We start from the raw sequence: 15,360 nt of genomic DNA on the forward strand, positions 1-15,360 counted from the left end.
AACGTCAAACAATCATTTGGATAAAATATGAAAGGTGGTTTAACAATGAGTATTGAAAAATTAATTAAACCAGTAGAGATTAAATATAAAAATAGCGGTCTATCACCTGAAGGGTTGGAAATATGGGAATTAGAAGACGAATATAGTTTAACAGAAGAACAACGTAATAATATTGAAGAAATTGAACACTTTGATTTAGAATCATATGGTGAAATGGGAGTAGATTATTTTGGTTGTGAAAGTGGTTATATAGAACTTAAAGAAGGTATTTTTCATTTTGATTTTGAAAAACTTGAATTTAATATTATTAAGTTATATATAACAGGTGAAGATAAAGAAAGATTCTTACAGGAAGATTATAGAGAGTTAATAGAGCATTGGGAAGAAGTGTATTATAATAACTTTGATGAATACGAAGAAGACATAGAACAATTTAAGACTTTTGATGAATATTTTAAATAACATTATAAATCCTGGGATTGGTTAAATAATAAGATATAATAAAATAGGAGTGATTAAATATGCAGACATTAGAAAATAGAATAAAGGAAGTTGACCAGATGGAAACACAGAGAAGATTTTTAGAATTAATCAATAATTATAATTCAGCAGACCGTAAACTTATAAAGGCAAATTTCAAACGTATTCTAAAAGAGTTTAATATTCAACCAAAGGATATAATGGAACTAGGATATTCTAGTAGTAATACTTATGCTTGGGGTACAACTTGTAATAAAAATATACCACTTTTTAATCAAGCACTTCATATAGCTTGTGAATTCAATTTTGACATACAGGAATTTCTAAAAGAAATTTAATTTTATTATTGATTTACTATTGACAGTATGGATTATATCGCCTATAATTATATTAATAAAATAATTATAGGAGGTATCTTTAATGGAAATATCAGAAATGTATCGTGTTAGAAGGAATGCTTTAAGAGCAGGAGAGAATACTAAACAGGCTGTTAAAGAATATTTAGAAGGATTAAATGATGCAGAAATCGAACAACATTTAATAGAAATAGAAAGTAGAAAAACCAAAAGACCAAAAAAGAGAGAAGATAAAATTAAATTAATTGCAGCTAGAGTATGTCAGGGAGATGTATTTTTAAGTAGTCAAAGTAATTATTAAACTTTTAACAGAAGGTGGAATTGGATCAATATTTGAAAGGTGGAATAACAATGAAACACGAAGAAATGATGGATAAGGCATGGAGGTTTATTAACGAAACAGGTATAACGGAAAGCAAAGAGGATTATGAAAAGAATAATGATTTAATCCTGGTGGAAAGTATTTATCAGGTTAGGGGTGCTTATTATGCGGATTTAGAAAATGGTAAAGATAAAGATTATGAAGATGTTTTTGAGTTTTTAAATAAACATGGGATTAAGTTTGAATAGATTAAGATATTCATTTTAAGTTAGGAGGCGTTTAACATGGATGAATTTAATAACTGGTTTAACACTGGCAATACGGAAAACGGATTAGAAATATGGTGTGCGGTAGATGTATTAGAAGGTGAAAAATATCTGAAGGTAAAGTATAAAAAAGATGGAAAGCAAGTAGATACTATACAAGTTTACCCGGTGAAAAAGATAAAAATGCTTAGTAATCTTATTGATATCATCAATTATAAAACAAATTACCCACATATAGATTTAGTGGCGAGAAGGTAATATTAAATCCAAACAAGGTTTCTATAACAAGTTAGGAAAGGAGAAAATTTATGTATGTAATTTGTACAAACGATGTGCCTTTTGTAGTTTTAAATATTAATGATCCTGAAAAAGCAGAGAAACTAACTAAATTAATTCAAAAAGGTTTCGATTCTCGTAAGAAAACTGGTGGTTTTATGCAAAAAGTTTATGTGTATTTAAGAGAAATCCCAACTATAGATTCAATAGACAATATAAAATTTCCAGGTTGGGATAACGAATGGCCTAGAGTTATAACAGAAGTATAATTCCATAATGATAAATATAAGGGAGGAATTATGATGAAAATAATTATTAAAGATCAATATCAAGGTGATGTTGAAATTGATGTTAGAAAAAATTATGGTGGAAAAGTTTACGAAAAAGGTAGTATGCTTTGTAGAGTATCACCGTGGAGTGCTTCTGGATGTCCGTTGACATTAGAAATAGCTATTACACCAACAGGAGAAATTTTATTTAGGGAATGGGATTGGTCGGGACTTGGTAATTATTATTTACACACAATTGTTAATACTGATATTGAAGTTACTGAAGCTATGTCTGATACGGTATCAGGTTTATTTAGTGGTAGAATAAAATTTGAAGGTATTAAAATAGCAGTAGGTGCAAGTGTACAAGAAATATGCCCTATTAATATCGAAAAAGAAGAAAGGTTAATTGGTAAGAAAATTTATCTGGCATAGTTTTAATAGAAAGTACATTTCATCATGAAAGGAGATAAATAAAATGCAACAAATCCGATACAATAAGAAAATAAATCCATCAGCAATTTTGATTGAGGATGGCAAAGTAATAATATATGTTTTTGATTTGGAAAACGAACTAGGTGAATATAGTTACACAATGGAAGATTTCCAGAGATGGGGATTTAATAAACAGGGTAAATTTTTAAGGGATTGTTGGGATCATAAATACAGTTATCTATCAGACCAGGAAATAGAGGAATTTATAAACCAGATTGATATCTCAGCTTTTGAAAGAATTGTAATGGAAGTGAAATATAAATGATATTAACTATGTAAGGATAGGGCATTACACCACTATCCTTTTATTATAGGGATGATGTTATAAAACGATCCTAGTTATAGGTTGTGCGGAGTTGGGTATAAAAATTCTATGGAAAAATTTAGAGAAAATTTCATTTTACTATTGCAAATATTAAACGTATCAATTATAATAGTAATATAATAAATTATAAAAATTAAGGAGTGATTTACAATGCAGAGAAAGAGTTTATCATGGTCAGTAAAGCAGGTTAATACAATGATTAATAAGGAATCTATCATATTTGACAATCCTGTGCAAAGACCAGCAGGACAATGGAAAGATGAAGATAAGTCATTACTTATCCATTCTACACTAGAAATGTTTGTTCCTGATATCTATGCTATACAGGAGAAACATGAAACAGGGAACACCTATAGTATAATTGACGGACTCCAGAGACTTACTATTATTCATTCATTTTTAAATGATGAATGGGCATTAACAGAACTCCCACAAATCAGACTTGAATCAACTGGTGAAAAGTTTAATATTTCAGGCAAGAAATTCACAGAACTTCCAGAAGAAGTACAGGATGAAATTAAAGGGTTTATGCTCTCCTTCAAACTGATTGAACTTGAAGAAGATGATGATGAAGAAAGTATTGTAAATGATATTTTCTACCGTTTGAATAATGGTAAACCTGTAAGCAAAGAACATCTTGCCTTAGTATCAGCAAAGAAGAATATACAGGAATTTGTACATAAGATCATAACAGAACATAAATTATTTACGGACGTAGCACACTTTACAAATAATGCAGTAAAGAAATCAGATAAGCAGATGACGGTATTACAATCAATCATCTTAGTATCGGGGTTGGAATATAACACATTCAATACAAAGGATGTTGAGAAATTCTTTATGCAAAATGACATAACGGATGAAGTCTTAAACCGCACAGAGGAATTATTCACAACCATAGCAAGTAGTTTTGGTAATGAGTATAACAAATTCTGCACCAAGATTAATATAGTATCTATGGTAGGATTCTTAAACAGTCTGGACAATCAAGAACAGATTAAGAGTTTCCTCACATGGTATCCTAAAAACAGTAAACCAGGAGATGTATATAAAAACAATTGTGGAGCAGGATCAACGAAGAAAGAGAGAATCAATGGCAGGATTAATGGATTGAAGGAAATTTATGATAATTGGATTAAAGATAATTTTAAGTTGACAGCATAAGGGATACTTTAGTAAAATAAATATAATAACAAAAAAAGGAAGTGTATTGAATGAGTGAACAAGAAGACATTTATCAAGAAAATGGTTACGATAACAGGGAAGATTATTTACAGGCAATGAGTGATGAGTACGGAGTACCTTTAGAAATGGTAATGGAATTAGCAGACCTAATGCCAGGAGAAGAATTTGATGGCCTAATCTCAGCCTTAGAAGATGCAGAAGGAATGTTTGACTAATAATAGAACATATAGGGAAGGTGAAACAATCCTTCCCTAAGAAACAAAATATAATAACAGGAGGAATACATATGATTGAAGATTGGATGAAAAATTGTAACCATTGCAGATTTTTTAGAGAAGGGTATTGTACTAAAGAAATTTTTGAAATTGATGTTGAAAATAACATAGATACTATTATAGATGATGGATTGATTGAAGAAGCAGTTCGTGAAGGATTCTCAGAAAAGGTATTTAACAGCATCAGTAAAAACAAAAAGAAGGTTTTTGACGAAGAATTAAATAATGCAATAATTAATTGGGTAGAAGAAATTAGTGATCAAGTTGCAATAATGTTAAGGAATAATTTTAGTTATGAATATGGAGTAGTACCGAAGAATAGTAGAGAATTTTATTGCAGTTATTGGGATTAATACATAAGAAAATATGATATGTTAAAATAACATAATAGAAGTGGGGATTTATCATGATTTTTGTACGAGTGAGTATAACAGAGTATAAGGGAGAATAAAGGAGGTATAATTATGAAGATAATAATATTGATGGGTTTACCTGCAAGTGGTAAAACTACTTTTGCTAAAAATTATATAAAAGAAAACGGAAGTAATAATTATGTGAGAAAAAATAAACGCCTTATAGCACATATAGATATGGATAAATATAACGGAAGAAAAGATAAAGACCAAATTTTAAAAAGAGATGTTGCAAGTTATTCAAGAAGTAAATACGATGAAGTAATTATAGATGGATTGTTTTTAACTAATGAAAGTATTTTTCATATAATTGACATTATTAAAAATAACATAAAGAATGATAACCTAGAAATACATTATTGGAAACCAGATATTGAATCATGCCTTTATAACGATCAATATAGAAGAAATAAAGATTCAGCGATTACAATTAAAAATGCAAAAATAGAAGTAATAGACAAACAGTCTATCCAAGAAAAATATAGCATAGAAAACATAAATATTATTGAGCATAAAGTAAAAAGAAAATCTGATTTACAAATGTTTATAGACCAATATCATATTTATGTTAATGACCGCTATGAAATGACTTCTTCAAGTTGGTGTTTAGGTGGATCATGGGGTGATTGTTGGGGTGGTCATGGTACTGTGAGTGCCGAAGCACAACCTGTAGGATTTGAACAATTTGATTCTTTATTACAAGAAATATGTCCTCAAATAACATTCCTTCAGTATAAAAATATTTATAATAAGTGTGTATCAACAGAAACTTCTTCGCAGGGTGATTATTATGGTGGAAGCACAGAACATGCCAATTTTGTTTGTAATGTTAGCATATTATATAATGAATTAGTTGGTTTAGGATTAATTGAAACCAAATAGAAATTTGGTTTGGAGTATAACAGATTTAAATTTAAAGAAAGAAGGAATTAGGAATGAAAAGATTATTAATGTTAAAACCGAATATGTGTGCATCCGGTGATACTAAAGAAGGTAAAATATACGAAATTATTGAAGATTACTTGTCTATTCCCGATGATGAAGAGAATGATAAAGTTGGATTTAGTATTGAATACAGTAAAGAAAACGCTTTGAAATATCTTGATGCTGAAAGATGGGTAAAAATAAAAGATGAGAGCAGCGAAGATGATTTTGAAGCGTATGAAGATGATGATAGATTTATTATTTTTGAAAACGATAAAGAGCTTGCTCATGAATTAATAAATAGAGTTGAAGGATTAGATAAAGCAATTGTTAATGTAGCAGTTTTATTTATGAAAGCATAACAGATTAAGAAAGGTGGAATTGAAATTGTTAAGTTTATTATCAAAAGAACAAAGGGAGTTATTTGATCTTAAAAGAAACTTAATAGCAGATTCATATCATAGAATGGCTACTAATCGTTGTGTGGATTATAGAAAAGAACAAATAGATAAATGCGACCAATGGTTAGAAGAAATGACTAAAATTTTAGAAGAAGTTAAATAACAACACCAAATCGTTGTTTGGAAGTATTTTAAAGGAGGTCTTAATAAATGTTTAAAGTAAGAGATATTCAAACTAAAAAGGAATATAAGGTTTATGCGGTAAGCGATAAGGATGATGATAAAAAATATATCCCGCAAGATTTATGGTTTTTAATTTGGGATGATGATTGGATGTGGATCAATGCAGTAGACACAGAACCTATAGATTGATATGAAATGGTTATTTGATAATAACAGGAAGGAAGGATAATTATGAATTTTATAAAGTTTATCATAGTTTGGTTTTCAATGATATTAACAGCAGTATTTCTTCCATTGATTAGTACGTTATATAATGTGGAATTAGAGTTAAACAGAAGATAATAAGAGATTAAAACAAGGAGATTTATATGATAGAAATAGAATGTTACGACATAAGAAAAAGTGAACGATTTATAAGAAAATTTAAAAATCCTTATAAAGCCAGAAATTTTCTATCTAGAGTATATCATTCAAAGAACATATTTACGGAAACAGTAAAAGCAGATAATAAAAAAGAATTTAATATTGCTACATGTAATGGAATAATATAATAATGAAGTGAGAGGAGAGAATTTAATGAAAAATTACATAGAAGAAAGTCTTAAACTTGATAACATGGAACAAGATTTAATTTACGCATGTAAATCCTGGTATGGTGGAAACGGTATTGAAAAAGTAATTGGTGATTATTGCGGATATGATGCTAGTAACGTTGGAGCAGAAGCAAAATATCATTTTCTTTCAAAATTGTTAATCAAGTTAATTAAAAACAAAAATATAAACCTTACAGAATTATTTGATGATTTATCGCCAAGAAATATTAATGAATTTGGTGGATTAGGGAAACAAGATCAAAGAAATACTAATGAAATAATTTTTGGTAAGATGGTTTTATTAATATGTAATTTACAGGTCAAAGAAATGCGTAAAGATGGAACGTATATAAATCTTGTTGATTTAGGCGAACCGAATGAAAAGTTTCGTAAGAAAGAAATTACTATGTAGAAACATTACAAAATGTGAATTTGGACATAAGTGAAAGGAGTTTATAATGAATAGGAATATAGACATTGAGAATTTAACAGATGAAGATATGAGATTACTTGAAGTTATTAATTGGCAAGGTAGAGTAGTTAGACATTTCAAAGGTGGTTTATATTTAATTGTAGACGTTCACGTTCAGCATACAGAAACTAATGAGAGAATGATTTACTACAAGGCATTATATGGTGAATGTAAAACATATATAAAACCATCAAAGATGTTTATAGAAAGATGTACGGAAGATCAATATAAACAATATAATCAAAAATATAGATTTCAACCAGTGGAGTTATGATAAATAATAAAGAAGGAGAGATAATTAATAGATGAATAATATTATTTTTGAATACAAACTTGAAGTGCCAGATAATTATCAAAAAATAGAAGATATAATTAATAAACCATTTATTATTAATGAAATTCCGATTGGGATTATAAAAGAAGCAATTTTAGTAGATGAAGATGAGTCTAATAAATATTATTTATGTAAAGGTGTAATTTGGGAAAATTTTATTTATCAAGAATTTTATAAAGGTAAAAAAGAAAATAGTATTGCGTTAGCTTGTCTTGGTATTGATGAATAATGCTACAAATGATATATTCCACTACAATACATATAATAGAAAGGGTGGAATGTCAAAATGAAAAGATTTATAATCCATTTTTATCTTATTTCAGAACCACTTAATAAAAGAATGTTTATGGGAGAGTTTGAAAATAAAGATCAAGCAATAAAGCAACTTCGTTCCTATATTGATAATATTGATATTGTTATTTTTGAAATTGTCGAAATGGAAAATTAAAAGGAGGAAACAAAAATGTCAAACAACCAAATTAAAAAACTTGTTACCTGGGCAAAAAATCTTCCATCAGATTATCAATTTAAGAATATAAAAGAAGCACATGAATATCAATTATATTTAGATTTAAAATGGAGTGGATTAGTGTATGAATAAATATAAAATAGATAAATTACCTACTGGTTGGATTGTTTATAATAATCTATTCGACGCTTCACATTTAACAAAATGGCAAAAGTTTTATATATTTATTAGATATGACGTTTCATATTGGTTTATTATTAGATGGGAAAGATTTAAAGATATATTTAGGAGGAAAAATTATTTTGAATAAAGTTTTTGTGGGTAAAGAAGCAACTATATTAAATGGTAAATGTGCTGGAATTACTGGTATGGTGGTAGGTGCAAATAGCGAAGATAAAATGGTGGAGATAAGGGTTGAAGTAGGCACTTACATTAGTACTACTTATGAAAATATATCTCAAGAATAATAACGTAAAAAGCCAATTCTATTTCAATATTTTCTTGACAACAATTAATTAAAAGTATAATATAAATAAAAGGAAAGAGAGATGAAATGTTAAAAATGTTTTTCAGAAAAAAATATTTAGTTATAATCAATCTTTTTATGAAGAGTACAGGCGAATTATTATATACACACAAATGTTTATGTTATGATAATGGTAAAAAACTTCAAGAAAAAATTGACAAAGAAATAATAAGACTTGCCGATATAATGCCTGGAGTAAATACGGAAGTTCTTTCTATAGAGGAAATTAAATGCATATAAATTGGGAATTGTAGCTTGTGGATAACTTTGATTTTTACGAAAAGGAGGTGCATTTAATATAATGGAAAGTATAGAATTAGAAAAGAAAAGATCAAGTAAAATTCAAGAATTACTTAATCAAATTCCAAAAGTAGGGGATAGATTAAAATCACATATAGAATCGGATAGGTTCCCATACACATATGCGTATGATTTTGAAAGAAGTGGTTCCAGAAGTGATACGGGTACTAAATTAAGAGAGAAATTTAAAGAAGATATAAAAGGGTATGCAAGAGAAATTATTTCTAGAGCCTTTAGTTATATTGTAAAAGAATATTCATTTGATTTATTGTGGGATATTATAGACGAAGAACCTGGAGATAATATTAAAGAAACCTATCTTTATATTATGAATAATTTTTCAATTTATAATTAGATAGAAAGGATGGGAAAGATGTTTAAAGTCACAGAGAAAATAAACATTAAAGAAAATGTTTGGGAGTATATTTTTAATTTAATTCAGGAATTTAAAACGGAATATGGATTTATAATTAAATCTTTAGGACACTTAGAAAAAGATATTTATTATTTTTCAATGGATAAATACACAATATATTTTGAAGTTAATTCAAAAGGATTTTGGTTAACATTAGAAGCAGATGTTAATTTAAAAGATTTTAATATGAAATATAATTTTATTTTCGGAAAAGATGAAAATTAACACCAAATAATCTTTTTGAACACTTTTATGTAGGAGGTGAAATCATAATGAAACAACAAAATGTATCTTACTATAGTGACAAATTACAGAAGTTAATCAGAGATGCAAAAAATAATAATATACATATGGAGGTAAGAACAAATACAATAATATTTGTTGATAAGAATACAGGAGAAATAATATCTCTTGATTTAACAAATATTAGATAATTGGAGGTATCACAGCACAATGAAGAAGTACATTCTTACACTATTACTAATAACCCTAATGGTGACAATAGGATTATGTCAAGTTCAATCACAAATACAAACACAAAATATAAATACTGTTAAACATAAACCAAAACCAGAATTACAAGTTAAACCACAACCTAAAGAACCAAAAAATAATTATGTAATAATGCAAGCAACGGCATATGATCTTTCAATTAGATGTTGTGGTAAATCTTATTCTAATCCATCTAGGGGTATTACCAGAGATGGAAGTAATCTAAACAATAAATCTTATAGACAAGCACTAACAGTAGCCTCAAATAAATTTCCGTTAGGTACAAAATTAAAATTAGAATTTCCAGAATCACATAATAAATATAATGGAGTTTATACCGTACGTGATACTGGAAGTTTTGATAAAAATGTTTTAGATGTTTATGTGGGTGATTATGGGGAGAGGGTGAACCAGGATACTATTAATTTTGGAAGAGTAGATGTTAAAGTTTATATAATAAATAAGAAAGGAGAAATATAAAATGTGGGATGAATTATTACAATCTGTAATATTTGGTAAGAAAGTTACCTATAATAACGAAGAATATTTTATAATACATAGTCTTGAAAAAGATTTCTATCTAACAGTTAAAGCAAAATCAGAATATCCAGCACAAGTATATTTATTAAAAGTTGAAAATATTGATATAAAATCCTGATTTTATTATGAGTTGGAAAGGAGGTAAATTTGGACAAAAAACCATATATAAAATATAAAGATTGCCATAAAATTATTGACAATGTTGAACATAAAATGTGTAAAACATGTAAAAGTTGGTTTGAAATGAATAATAATAATTTTGTTGTTCAACCAAGTAAAAGAGATGGTTTTAGTGATAAATGTATTGTTTGTAACAATAAATATAAAAAAGAATATTATGCTAAAACAAGGGAACATCAAATCGCTTTAGCAAGTGAAAGGCAAAAGAATAATAAAGATAAAAAAGCTATTTATAATAAAAATCACTACAAGCATGAATATGTAAGAATTAAACACAAAGAACAATTAAAACAACAAAAAGAAAGTGGTTATCATGCTGAATATTTAAGAAAACATCCTGAGAAAATAAAACAATATGCTAAAAATCATAGACATCATGATATTACTAACAAAGAATGGATTGCATGTAAAGATTATTTTAAAAACGAAGATGGGGAATGGTGTTGTATTTATTGTGGTTTAACCGAAAAAGAACATAAGCAAAAATATAAAGAACAATTACATAAAGATCATGTTGATAATGAGGGTTATAATGACATTAGAAATTGTGTTCCTGCTTGTAAGAATTGTAATAGTAATAAATGGGCGTTTCCGATGGAGGAATGGTATAAAAAGCAAGACTTTTATAATGAAGATAATATTATAAAAATAAATAAATGGTGTGATGGTGATTATAAAAAATACATAGAAAATAAACCTCAATATAAAATAAAAAGAAGTAGGGTTAATAATGAGGATGGGACATATTACATGCAACATGAATTATGGACAGTGGATGAGAAAAGAAATCTAGTTGAATGTGTGGATATAGCTAAAAACAAAAAAGATTTAAATTTAGATTTAATAATTGAGAAAGGAGAATAAAACGTTAATTGATTGAAACCTGGGTGTTAGCACTTTTATATAGTTGGCATAAGAAATTAAACATTAAATTACTCTTTGAGAGTTGGCCTATATATCTTCCTTTGTGCATGTTGTGCTTGTATATAATAGCTGAGATATTAATATTCAATGACCAATATTGGATTACTCAATATGGATCACAAATAAAACAAATAACCTTACTTAGTTATTTAGGATTAGTATTAAAATATAAACTTTATGATTCTGAAAATACAAACCAAAGTGAATTGAAAAGGTTTTTAACTTCACCATTTATAATAGCAATTATATGTTTAGTAATTGGTTATAGTATGAATTTCATAGCAATCACTATGAATTCAGGACATATGCCAGTATTCCCATCCACTACGTATTTTACTGGTTACACGGACTCTAGTAGTTTTACTAAAGATAGTTTTTATGTATTAGGAGATAGTACAAGCAAGGCAATACCACTTTGTGATATATATGATATTTATTATAGTAATCTTAGTTTAGGAGATGTATTTGTTAGATGTTATGTGTTTTTATTAATATACCATTCTATTAGAAGAATTAATAAAAACATAAAATAATTATAGACAATTTATACAACATTGTGTTAATATGTAATAGAAGATAAAATATATTACATATTAAGGAGTTGTTTGAAATGCAGAGTATTGTTAATGCGGTGTTGAATACGGTATTTGTTAGTATTCCAGAAAGTATAATATGGGTTTTATTTGTTTTATTTTTACTAAAACGTAATGATCTGTTAGACATTTACAGATGGAAAGATAATTTAAAACAAATAATGATTGCTGTTATTCCAGTATCTATTAGTATAAATCTAATGAGATATATTTTACATATCGGCAATCTAATTAATTTTATCATTATTGAAGTTATGATGATTTTATTAATTACTTATATAATAAAGAAAAATAATTTTCTACAAGAAAAAATTAATTATTTAAAAATTGTTATTTATGTATTACTGGCAGATTTTATTTTAATTTTTATTACAGAAGGTTTATTGGGTTTAATAGTAATACAAATATTAAATATGAATATAGAAACAATTAATAATAACATTTTATTGAATATCGTTTTGTCATTCATTCCACGAAGTATACAAATCCTCTTGATAAGTTTTTGTATATATAAACAGAATATAGGAAAGATGATAAATTATATAGAATTAATAATAGAAAACAAAGTGTTATCTATATCAATGAGTATATTTTTAATTATGGTAATAATCTCTAATGCTATTTTAGATAGATTCATATTAGGAATGAATTATTTAAATCATTATATTATTCCTGTTAAAATTTCAATTACAGTTATAATAATTTTAATCCCGATAATTATGATTAGTTCTTATATTATCTCTATTTATAACTTATTGTGGATTAATTTAAAAATACAAAAAGAAAAAGATAATATGCTAAATGATATTTATTAAAGGAGGTGAAATTTTTGAAGAAGTATGGTCTTATTGCTAGTATAGTTGTTATAGCAGCTACTATTTTTGGTACATGTGTTGCATCACATCTTTTGTTTAACGAACCCCGTGTCCCTTCCATGCTTTCTAAGTAATGAAGCAAAATATTCTGTACAGTTTGTTTTTACACTCTGTACAGAATAAAAAAATAATAATTCTCAATAAAAGTATTGTAAAAAATTACAAGAGGTGATACAATGATTACATAAAATATGAAGGAGTGATTATCAATGATTAAAGAGAAAACCAGGGAGGAATTATCAAACGAACTTAGAAAGGCGATTGGTTACAGATCAATATCTCAATTCGCAAAAGATTGTAGGATGGTTGATGTTAGTTTAATAGTTAATATTTTAGACAAACGGATTGTTGTACTGCCTGAGAGAGAAGTGTTGAGGACTATTGAAAGAGCAAGTGAAGGTAGAGTAACTTATACATACCTTTGTCAAATTTGCGGTTACTCAAAGTATGATTCTAATGAAGATAAAACCTGGGCAACTTATCAACCAGAGCGTGGTTCTGTTTACATGGCAGATTTAGGATTGAATAATATGGATTCAGAACAGGAGGGTGTTAGACCAGTTCTGATTGTCTCAAATGAAACAGGAAATAAATACGGAAGTATAATAACAGTTGCACCTTTAACTTCACAAAGAAAACGTAAACTGCCTATACATGTTGAATTGAACGTAGATGACGGAATGCGAAGGGATTCTCTTATTTGTCTGGAACAGACTAGGGCAATAAGTAAACGTAGATTATTCTATAACGGTGTACCAATTAAAGTGCTTAAATTATCTGAAGCAAAAATAGAAGAAGTCAACACGGCAATAGAAAAACAATTCGGTTTGATAGATTGTTTATTTAATAATGAAGTTGCTTTTGAACTTATTGAGCAGATTGAAACACTTGAACAAAATATAAAAACTAAAAAAATTAAACCTTCGTTCTTATCTGAATTGCTTAATGGTAAACGCAAGGAATTAATTGCCTACTATAAGAAGTATAACAAGAATGAAAACTCAGTTATTAAAAATTATGAAGGGACGAGAGAATTTATGCCTTTAGTTGTAGGAGGTTGAATAAATGATTGATGAGTTAGAAATTAAAAGTTTTGATGTTAAATTTGGGACTAAATCAAAGGTGTTTCAATATAGTAATACGATTGTTGTTGAAACACCGTTGGATACATGGATGATAAAGGTTACTAATAGGCAGGTTAGACCAATCTGCCTATTACATAAAAATAAATTTGGAAGAATTAATAAATTCCATATTCAAAATTGGAAGACATGTCTATATCACACATATGACTCTATTTACAGGCATAAAGGGATGCATCTTGTAGGTGCATCCAATACATACAATAAAGGTAGTCAAGTAAAATGAAAAAATATTTTCGGTACTTATACACTTTAAAATATATTAAACTTTTTAGTTACTGGAGTGCCAGATCATTACAGTTATCACGCAAGGAAAACCATCAACACAAATATATGTATTACTATGGATTTGAAATCCTCTATGGAGCAATAAACAAAGGATTACTACTATTATTAGCAGGTTTAATATTAGATATTTTACCTCAAATTCTTGTTACTACACTTTCATTCATGTTGCTTAGAATTTTTATAGGTGGTTTACATTTTAACAATTATACTAAGTGTGCCTGGATTTCATTAGTTACATTAGTTGGTATGGGACTGTTAGGGAAATACATTCCTTATAATAACTTGATGAATATAATAGTTTTCATATCATTATTTTTTATCATACTAAGATATGCTCCAATCCCACATCCTAACAGACCACTTAAAGATGGGGATAAAGGTAAATTTAAATGTATAGCATTTTGTTTATTAATCGCAATATATTGTGTTGAACTATTAAAAGGCAATCCCGATATCAACAATTCTATTATGTATGGTGTTTTGTTAGCAGGAATTATTGCCTTACCTATATTTAAGAATGTCGAATAAAAGAATATAATGTCGGTAAGTTTAAATTGTAATATATAAATAAAAGTTTTACAATAGAATTTATAAGAAATATGTCGTATTAATATGGTAAAGTAAAAAAATTTTAGTCTAAATAATGTTGTATTTATTTATTACAATGATTATAATAAAAAATAATCGAACAAATGTTCTAATAATAATTTAATACAGGAGGGTTTAATTATATGCTAAATAAACAAGTAGGAGTAATCAGGAATCAAGATGGATACTTTGTTAATATGAGGCAGATAAAAGGAGGGCATTATTACACATTATATAATGGAATAACTACAGGATTTACATTCTATGAAAACAAAAAAACAATGGATAACGATTTAAAGATACTTGGAGAAGGGTTTTATACGGAATACATAAGTTTAAAAGATATTCCAGATGGCATTAGAATTTCAACGAACAAAATAAACAAAATATAATAATACATGTTTAGAATTATTGACACCTGTCAAGACTTATAATATAATTACATAGTAAATGTGATTA

At 27.5% G+C, this 15,360-nt stretch carries 36 protein-coding genes; all 36 read left to right on the plus strand.

The annotated features are described in order from the left end of the window. Positions 1–45 precede the first annotated feature (45 nt). On the plus strand, positions 46–462 hold the full coding sequence (locus tag LLF98_RS02420) for a hypothetical protein (RefSeq protein ID WP_291700489.1): 417 nt from the start codon (positions 46–48) through the stop codon (positions 460–462). 59 nt (positions 463–521) lie between these two features. Then, positions 522–818, plus strand: coding sequence for a hypothetical protein (locus LLF98_RS02425; protein ID WP_291700491.1), 297 nt, complete (start codon positions 522–524; stop codon positions 816–818). An 82-nt stretch (positions 819–900) separates the two neighbouring features. Next, complete coding sequence (locus LLF98_RS02430) at positions 901–1,137, plus strand: hypothetical protein (protein ID WP_291700493.1); 237 nt, start codon at positions 901–903, stop codon at positions 1,135–1,137. A 50-nt stretch (positions 1,138–1,187) separates the two neighbouring features. Beyond that, complete coding sequence (locus tag LLF98_RS02435) at positions 1,188–1,406, plus strand: hypothetical protein (RefSeq protein WP_291700495.1); 219 nt, start codon at positions 1,188–1,190, stop codon at positions 1,404–1,406. A gap of 36 nt (positions 1,407–1,442) precedes the next feature. After that, positions 1,443–1,682, plus strand: a complete 240-nt coding sequence (locus LLF98_RS02440) for a hypothetical protein (RefSeq protein ID WP_291700497.1) — start codon at positions 1,443–1,445, stop codon at positions 1,680–1,682. 50 nt (positions 1,683–1,732) lie between these two features. Continuing rightward, positions 1,733–1,969 (plus strand): hypothetical protein, encoded by a 237-nt coding sequence (locus LLF98_RS02445; protein WP_291700499.1) that lies wholly within the window; start codon positions 1,733–1,735, stop codon positions 1,967–1,969. A gap of 33 nt (positions 1,970–2,002) precedes the next feature. Next, positions 2,003–2,404 (plus strand): hypothetical protein, encoded by a 402-nt coding sequence (locus tag LLF98_RS02450; protein ID WP_291700501.1) that lies wholly within the window; start codon positions 2,003–2,005, stop codon positions 2,402–2,404. A gap of 43 nt (positions 2,405–2,447) precedes the next feature. After that, the gene (locus LLF98_RS02455; RefSeq protein ID WP_291700503.1) at positions 2,448–2,729 is read left to right on the plus strand and encodes a hypothetical protein; all 282 of its coding nucleotides are present in this window, start codon (positions 2,448–2,450) and stop codon (positions 2,727–2,729) included. Positions 2,730–2,939: 210 nt separating this feature from the next. Further along, on the plus strand, positions 2,940–3,953 hold the full coding sequence (locus LLF98_RS02460) for a DUF262 domain-containing protein (RefSeq protein WP_291700505.1): 1,014 nt from the start codon (positions 2,940–2,942) through the stop codon (positions 3,951–3,953). A gap of 50 nt (positions 3,954–4,003) precedes the next feature. After that, positions 4,004–4,189: a hypothetical protein gene (locus LLF98_RS02465; RefSeq protein ID WP_291700507.1), complete on the plus strand. Its 186-nt coding sequence runs from the start codon at positions 4,004–4,006 to the stop codon at positions 4,187–4,189. 71 nt (positions 4,190–4,260) lie between these two features. Continuing rightward, positions 4,261–4,602, plus strand: coding sequence for a hypothetical protein (locus LLF98_RS02470; RefSeq protein ID WP_291700509.1), 342 nt, complete (start codon positions 4,261–4,263; stop codon positions 4,600–4,602). Positions 4,603–4,713: 111 nt separating this feature from the next. Beyond that, positions 4,714–5,544, plus strand: coding sequence for an AAA family ATPase (locus LLF98_RS02475; RefSeq protein ID WP_291700511.1), 831 nt, complete (start codon positions 4,714–4,716; stop codon positions 5,542–5,544). 53 nt (positions 5,545–5,597) lie between these two features. After that, positions 5,598–5,948, plus strand: a complete 351-nt coding sequence (locus LLF98_RS02480) for a hypothetical protein (RefSeq protein WP_291700513.1) — start codon at positions 5,598–5,600, stop codon at positions 5,946–5,948. A gap of 25 nt (positions 5,949–5,973) precedes the next feature. Then, positions 5,974–6,150 (plus strand): hypothetical protein, encoded by a 177-nt coding sequence (locus LLF98_RS02485; protein ID WP_291700515.1) that lies wholly within the window; start codon positions 5,974–5,976, stop codon positions 6,148–6,150. 47 nt (positions 6,151–6,197) lie between these two features. After that, positions 6,198–6,359, plus strand: a complete 162-nt coding sequence (locus tag LLF98_RS02490) for a hypothetical protein (RefSeq protein WP_291700517.1) — start codon at positions 6,198–6,200, stop codon at positions 6,357–6,359. A 179-nt stretch (positions 6,360–6,538) separates the two neighbouring features. Beyond that, positions 6,539–6,721, plus strand: coding sequence for a hypothetical protein (locus LLF98_RS02495; RefSeq protein ID WP_291700519.1), 183 nt, complete (start codon positions 6,539–6,541; stop codon positions 6,719–6,721). A gap of 25 nt (positions 6,722–6,746) precedes the next feature. After that, positions 6,747–7,175 carry a hypothetical protein gene (locus LLF98_RS02500; RefSeq protein WP_291700521.1) on the plus strand — a complete coding sequence of 143 codons (429 nt, stop codon included), beginning with the start codon at positions 6,747–6,749 and terminating at the stop codon, positions 7,173–7,175. Between the two features lie 46 nt (positions 7,176–7,221). After that, positions 7,222–7,509: a DUF1653 domain-containing protein gene (locus LLF98_RS02505; protein ID WP_291700523.1), complete on the plus strand. Its 288-nt coding sequence runs from the start codon at positions 7,222–7,224 to the stop codon at positions 7,507–7,509. 31 nt (positions 7,510–7,540) lie between these two features. Continuing rightward, positions 7,541–7,798, plus strand: a complete 258-nt coding sequence (locus tag LLF98_RS02510; protein ID WP_291700525.1) for a hypothetical protein — start codon at positions 7,541–7,543, stop codon at positions 7,796–7,798. 57 nt (positions 7,799–7,855) lie between these two features. Continuing rightward, positions 7,856–8,017: a hypothetical protein gene (locus tag LLF98_RS02515; RefSeq protein WP_291700526.1), complete on the plus strand. Its 162-nt coding sequence runs from the start codon at positions 7,856–7,858 to the stop codon at positions 8,015–8,017. Between the two features lie 15 nt (positions 8,018–8,032). Next, entirely contained in the window at positions 8,033–8,170 is a 138-nt protein-coding gene (locus LLF98_RS02520; protein ID WP_291700528.1) for a hypothetical protein, read from the plus strand. Next, complete coding sequence (locus LLF98_RS02525; RefSeq protein WP_291700530.1) at positions 8,163–8,348, plus strand: hypothetical protein; 186 nt, start codon at positions 8,163–8,165, stop codon at positions 8,346–8,348. Before LLF98_RS02520 ends, LLF98_RS02525 begins: the two co-directional genes overlap by 8 nt. Further along, on the plus strand, positions 8,341–8,505 hold the full coding sequence (locus tag LLF98_RS02530; protein WP_291700532.1) for a hypothetical protein: 165 nt from the start codon (positions 8,341–8,343) through the stop codon (positions 8,503–8,505). The genes LLF98_RS02525 and LLF98_RS02530 overlap by 8 nt, the downstream gene beginning before the upstream one ends. Before the next feature lie 86 nt (positions 8,506–8,591). Continuing rightward, positions 8,592–8,804, plus strand: a complete 213-nt coding sequence (locus LLF98_RS02535) for a hypothetical protein (protein ID WP_291700535.1) — start codon at positions 8,592–8,594, stop codon at positions 8,802–8,804. Between the two features lie 61 nt (positions 8,805–8,865). Continuing rightward, the gene (locus LLF98_RS02540) at positions 8,866–9,219 is read left to right on the plus strand and encodes a hypothetical protein (RefSeq protein ID WP_291700537.1); all 354 of its coding nucleotides are present in this window, start codon (positions 8,866–8,868) and stop codon (positions 9,217–9,219) included. An 18-nt stretch (positions 9,220–9,237) separates the two neighbouring features. Beyond that, entirely contained in the window at positions 9,238–9,504 is a 267-nt protein-coding gene (locus LLF98_RS02545; protein WP_291700539.1) for a hypothetical protein, read from the plus strand. A gap of 47 nt (positions 9,505–9,551) precedes the next feature. Continuing rightward, complete coding sequence (locus tag LLF98_RS02550) at positions 9,552–9,713, plus strand: hypothetical protein (RefSeq protein WP_291700541.1); 162 nt, start codon at positions 9,552–9,554, stop codon at positions 9,711–9,713. 19 nt (positions 9,714–9,732) lie between these two features. Then, positions 9,733–10,251, plus strand: a complete 519-nt coding sequence (locus LLF98_RS02555) for a 3D domain-containing protein (protein ID WP_291700543.1) — start codon at positions 9,733–9,735, stop codon at positions 10,249–10,251. A 1-nt stretch (position 10,252) separates the two neighbouring features. Further along, positions 10,253–10,429: a hypothetical protein gene (locus tag LLF98_RS02560; protein WP_291700545.1), complete on the plus strand. Its 177-nt coding sequence runs from the start codon at positions 10,253–10,255 to the stop codon at positions 10,427–10,429. Positions 10,430–10,458: 29 nt separating this feature from the next. Then, a complete protein-coding gene (locus LLF98_RS02565; protein ID WP_291700546.1) occupies positions 10,459–11,355 on the plus strand; it encodes an HNH endonuclease in 897 nt (298 codons plus the stop codon). An 8-nt stretch (positions 11,356–11,363) separates the two neighbouring features. Continuing rightward, positions 11,364–11,948: a DUF5317 family protein gene (locus LLF98_RS02570; protein WP_291700548.1), complete on the plus strand. Its 585-nt coding sequence runs from the start codon at positions 11,364–11,366 to the stop codon at positions 11,946–11,948. Between the two features lie 77 nt (positions 11,949–12,025). Further along, positions 12,026–12,823 (plus strand): hypothetical protein, encoded by a 798-nt coding sequence (locus tag LLF98_RS02575; protein WP_291700550.1) that lies wholly within the window; start codon positions 12,026–12,028, stop codon positions 12,821–12,823. 269 nt (positions 12,824–13,092) lie between these two features. Next, a complete protein-coding gene (locus tag LLF98_RS02580; protein ID WP_291700552.1) occupies positions 13,093–13,944 on the plus strand; it encodes a type II toxin-antitoxin system PemK/MazF family toxin in 852 nt (283 codons plus the stop codon). A 4-nt stretch (positions 13,945–13,948) separates the two neighbouring features. Beyond that, positions 13,949–14,251, plus strand: a complete 303-nt coding sequence (locus LLF98_RS02585) for a hypothetical protein (RefSeq protein WP_291700554.1) — start codon at positions 13,949–13,951, stop codon at positions 14,249–14,251. Then, on the plus strand, positions 14,248–14,841 hold the full coding sequence (locus LLF98_RS02590; RefSeq protein ID WP_291700556.1) for an accessory gene regulator B family protein: 594 nt from the start codon (positions 14,248–14,250) through the stop codon (positions 14,839–14,841). Before LLF98_RS02585 ends, LLF98_RS02590 begins: the two co-directional genes overlap by 4 nt. Before the next feature lie 203 nt (positions 14,842–15,044). Beyond that, complete coding sequence (locus tag LLF98_RS02595) at positions 15,045–15,293, plus strand: hypothetical protein (protein WP_291700558.1); 249 nt, start codon at positions 15,045–15,047, stop codon at positions 15,291–15,293. The last annotated feature ends 67 nt before the right edge of the window (positions 15,294–15,360 follow it).

Source organism: Clostridium sp. (assembly GCF_021372645.1).
Classification (GTDB): Bacteria; Bacillota; Clostridia; order Clostridiales; family Clostridiaceae; genus Clostridium.

Coding starts and splice junctions, on each gene's coding strand:
- LLF98_RS02420 (WP_291700489.1), top strand. CDS start 46: ATGAGTATTGAAAAATTAATTAAACCAGTAGAGATTAAATATAAAAAT.
- LLF98_RS02425 (WP_291700491.1), top strand. CDS start 522: ATGCAGACATTAGAAAATAGAATAAAGGAAGTTGACCAGATGGAAACA.
- LLF98_RS02430 (WP_291700493.1), top strand. CDS start 901: ATGGAAATATCAGAAATGTATCGTGTTAGAAGGAATGCTTTAAGAGCA.
- LLF98_RS02435 (WP_291700495.1), top strand. CDS start 1,188: ATGAAACACGAAGAAATGATGGATAAGGCATGGAGGTTTATTAACGAA.
- LLF98_RS02440 (WP_291700497.1), top strand. CDS start 1,443: ATGGATGAATTTAATAACTGGTTTAACACTGGCAATACGGAAAACGGA.
- LLF98_RS02445 (WP_291700499.1), top strand. CDS start 1,733: ATGTATGTAATTTGTACAAACGATGTGCCTTTTGTAGTTTTAAATATT.
- LLF98_RS02450 (WP_291700501.1), top strand. CDS start 2,003: ATGAAAATAATTATTAAAGATCAATATCAAGGTGATGTTGAAATTGAT.
- LLF98_RS02455 (WP_291700503.1), top strand. CDS start 2,448: ATGCAACAAATCCGATACAATAAGAAAATAAATCCATCAGCAATTTTG.
- LLF98_RS02460 (WP_291700505.1), top strand. CDS start 2,940: ATGCAGAGAAAGAGTTTATCATGGTCAGTAAAGCAGGTTAATACAATG.
- LLF98_RS02465 (WP_291700507.1), top strand. CDS start 4,004: ATGAGTGAACAAGAAGACATTTATCAAGAAAATGGTTACGATAACAGG.
- LLF98_RS02470 (WP_291700509.1), top strand. CDS start 4,261: ATGATTGAAGATTGGATGAAAAATTGTAACCATTGCAGATTTTTTAGA.
- LLF98_RS02475 (WP_291700511.1), top strand. CDS start 4,714: ATGAAGATAATAATATTGATGGGTTTACCTGCAAGTGGTAAAACTACT.
- LLF98_RS02480 (WP_291700513.1), top strand. CDS start 5,598: ATGAAAAGATTATTAATGTTAAAACCGAATATGTGTGCATCCGGTGAT.
- LLF98_RS02490 (WP_291700517.1), top strand. CDS start 6,198: ATGTTTAAAGTAAGAGATATTCAAACTAAAAAGGAATATAAGGTTTAT.
- LLF98_RS02495 (WP_291700519.1), top strand. CDS start 6,539: ATGATAGAAATAGAATGTTACGACATAAGAAAAAGTGAACGATTTATA.
- LLF98_RS02500 (WP_291700521.1), top strand. CDS start 6,747: ATGAAAAATTACATAGAAGAAAGTCTTAAACTTGATAACATGGAACAA.
- LLF98_RS02505 (WP_291700523.1), top strand. CDS start 7,222: ATGAATAGGAATATAGACATTGAGAATTTAACAGATGAAGATATGAGA.
- LLF98_RS02510 (WP_291700525.1), top strand. CDS start 7,541: ATGAATAATATTATTTTTGAATACAAACTTGAAGTGCCAGATAATTAT.
- LLF98_RS02515 (WP_291700526.1), top strand. CDS start 7,856: ATGAAAAGATTTATAATCCATTTTTATCTTATTTCAGAACCACTTAAT.
- LLF98_RS02520 (WP_291700528.1), top strand. CDS start 8,033: ATGTCAAACAACCAAATTAAAAAACTTGTTACCTGGGCAAAAAATCTT.
- LLF98_RS02525 (WP_291700530.1), top strand. CDS start 8,163: ATGAATAAATATAAAATAGATAAATTACCTACTGGTTGGATTGTTTAT.
- LLF98_RS02535 (WP_291700535.1), top strand. CDS start 8,592: ATGTTAAAAATGTTTTTCAGAAAAAAATATTTAGTTATAATCAATCTT.
- LLF98_RS02540 (WP_291700537.1), top strand. CDS start 8,866: ATGGAAAGTATAGAATTAGAAAAGAAAAGATCAAGTAAAATTCAAGAA.
- LLF98_RS02545 (WP_291700539.1), top strand. CDS start 9,238: ATGTTTAAAGTCACAGAGAAAATAAACATTAAAGAAAATGTTTGGGAG.
- LLF98_RS02550 (WP_291700541.1), top strand. CDS start 9,552: ATGAAACAACAAAATGTATCTTACTATAGTGACAAATTACAGAAGTTA.
- LLF98_RS02555 (WP_291700543.1), top strand. CDS start 9,733: ATGAAGAAGTACATTCTTACACTATTACTAATAACCCTAATGGTGACA.
- LLF98_RS02560 (WP_291700545.1), top strand. CDS start 10,253: ATGTGGGATGAATTATTACAATCTGTAATATTTGGTAAGAAAGTTACC.
- LLF98_RS02575 (WP_291700550.1), top strand. CDS start 12,026: ATGCAGAGTATTGTTAATGCGGTGTTGAATACGGTATTTGTTAGTATT.
- LLF98_RS02580 (WP_291700552.1), top strand. CDS start 13,093: ATGATTAAAGAGAAAACCAGGGAGGAATTATCAAACGAACTTAGAAAG.
- LLF98_RS02585 (WP_291700554.1), top strand. CDS start 13,949: ATGATTGATGAGTTAGAAATTAAAAGTTTTGATGTTAAATTTGGGACT.
- LLF98_RS02590 (WP_291700556.1), top strand. CDS start 14,248: ATGAAAAAATATTTTCGGTACTTATACACTTTAAAATATATTAAACTT.
- LLF98_RS02595 (WP_291700558.1), top strand. CDS start 15,045: ATGCTAAATAAACAAGTAGGAGTAATCAGGAATCAAGATGGATACTTT.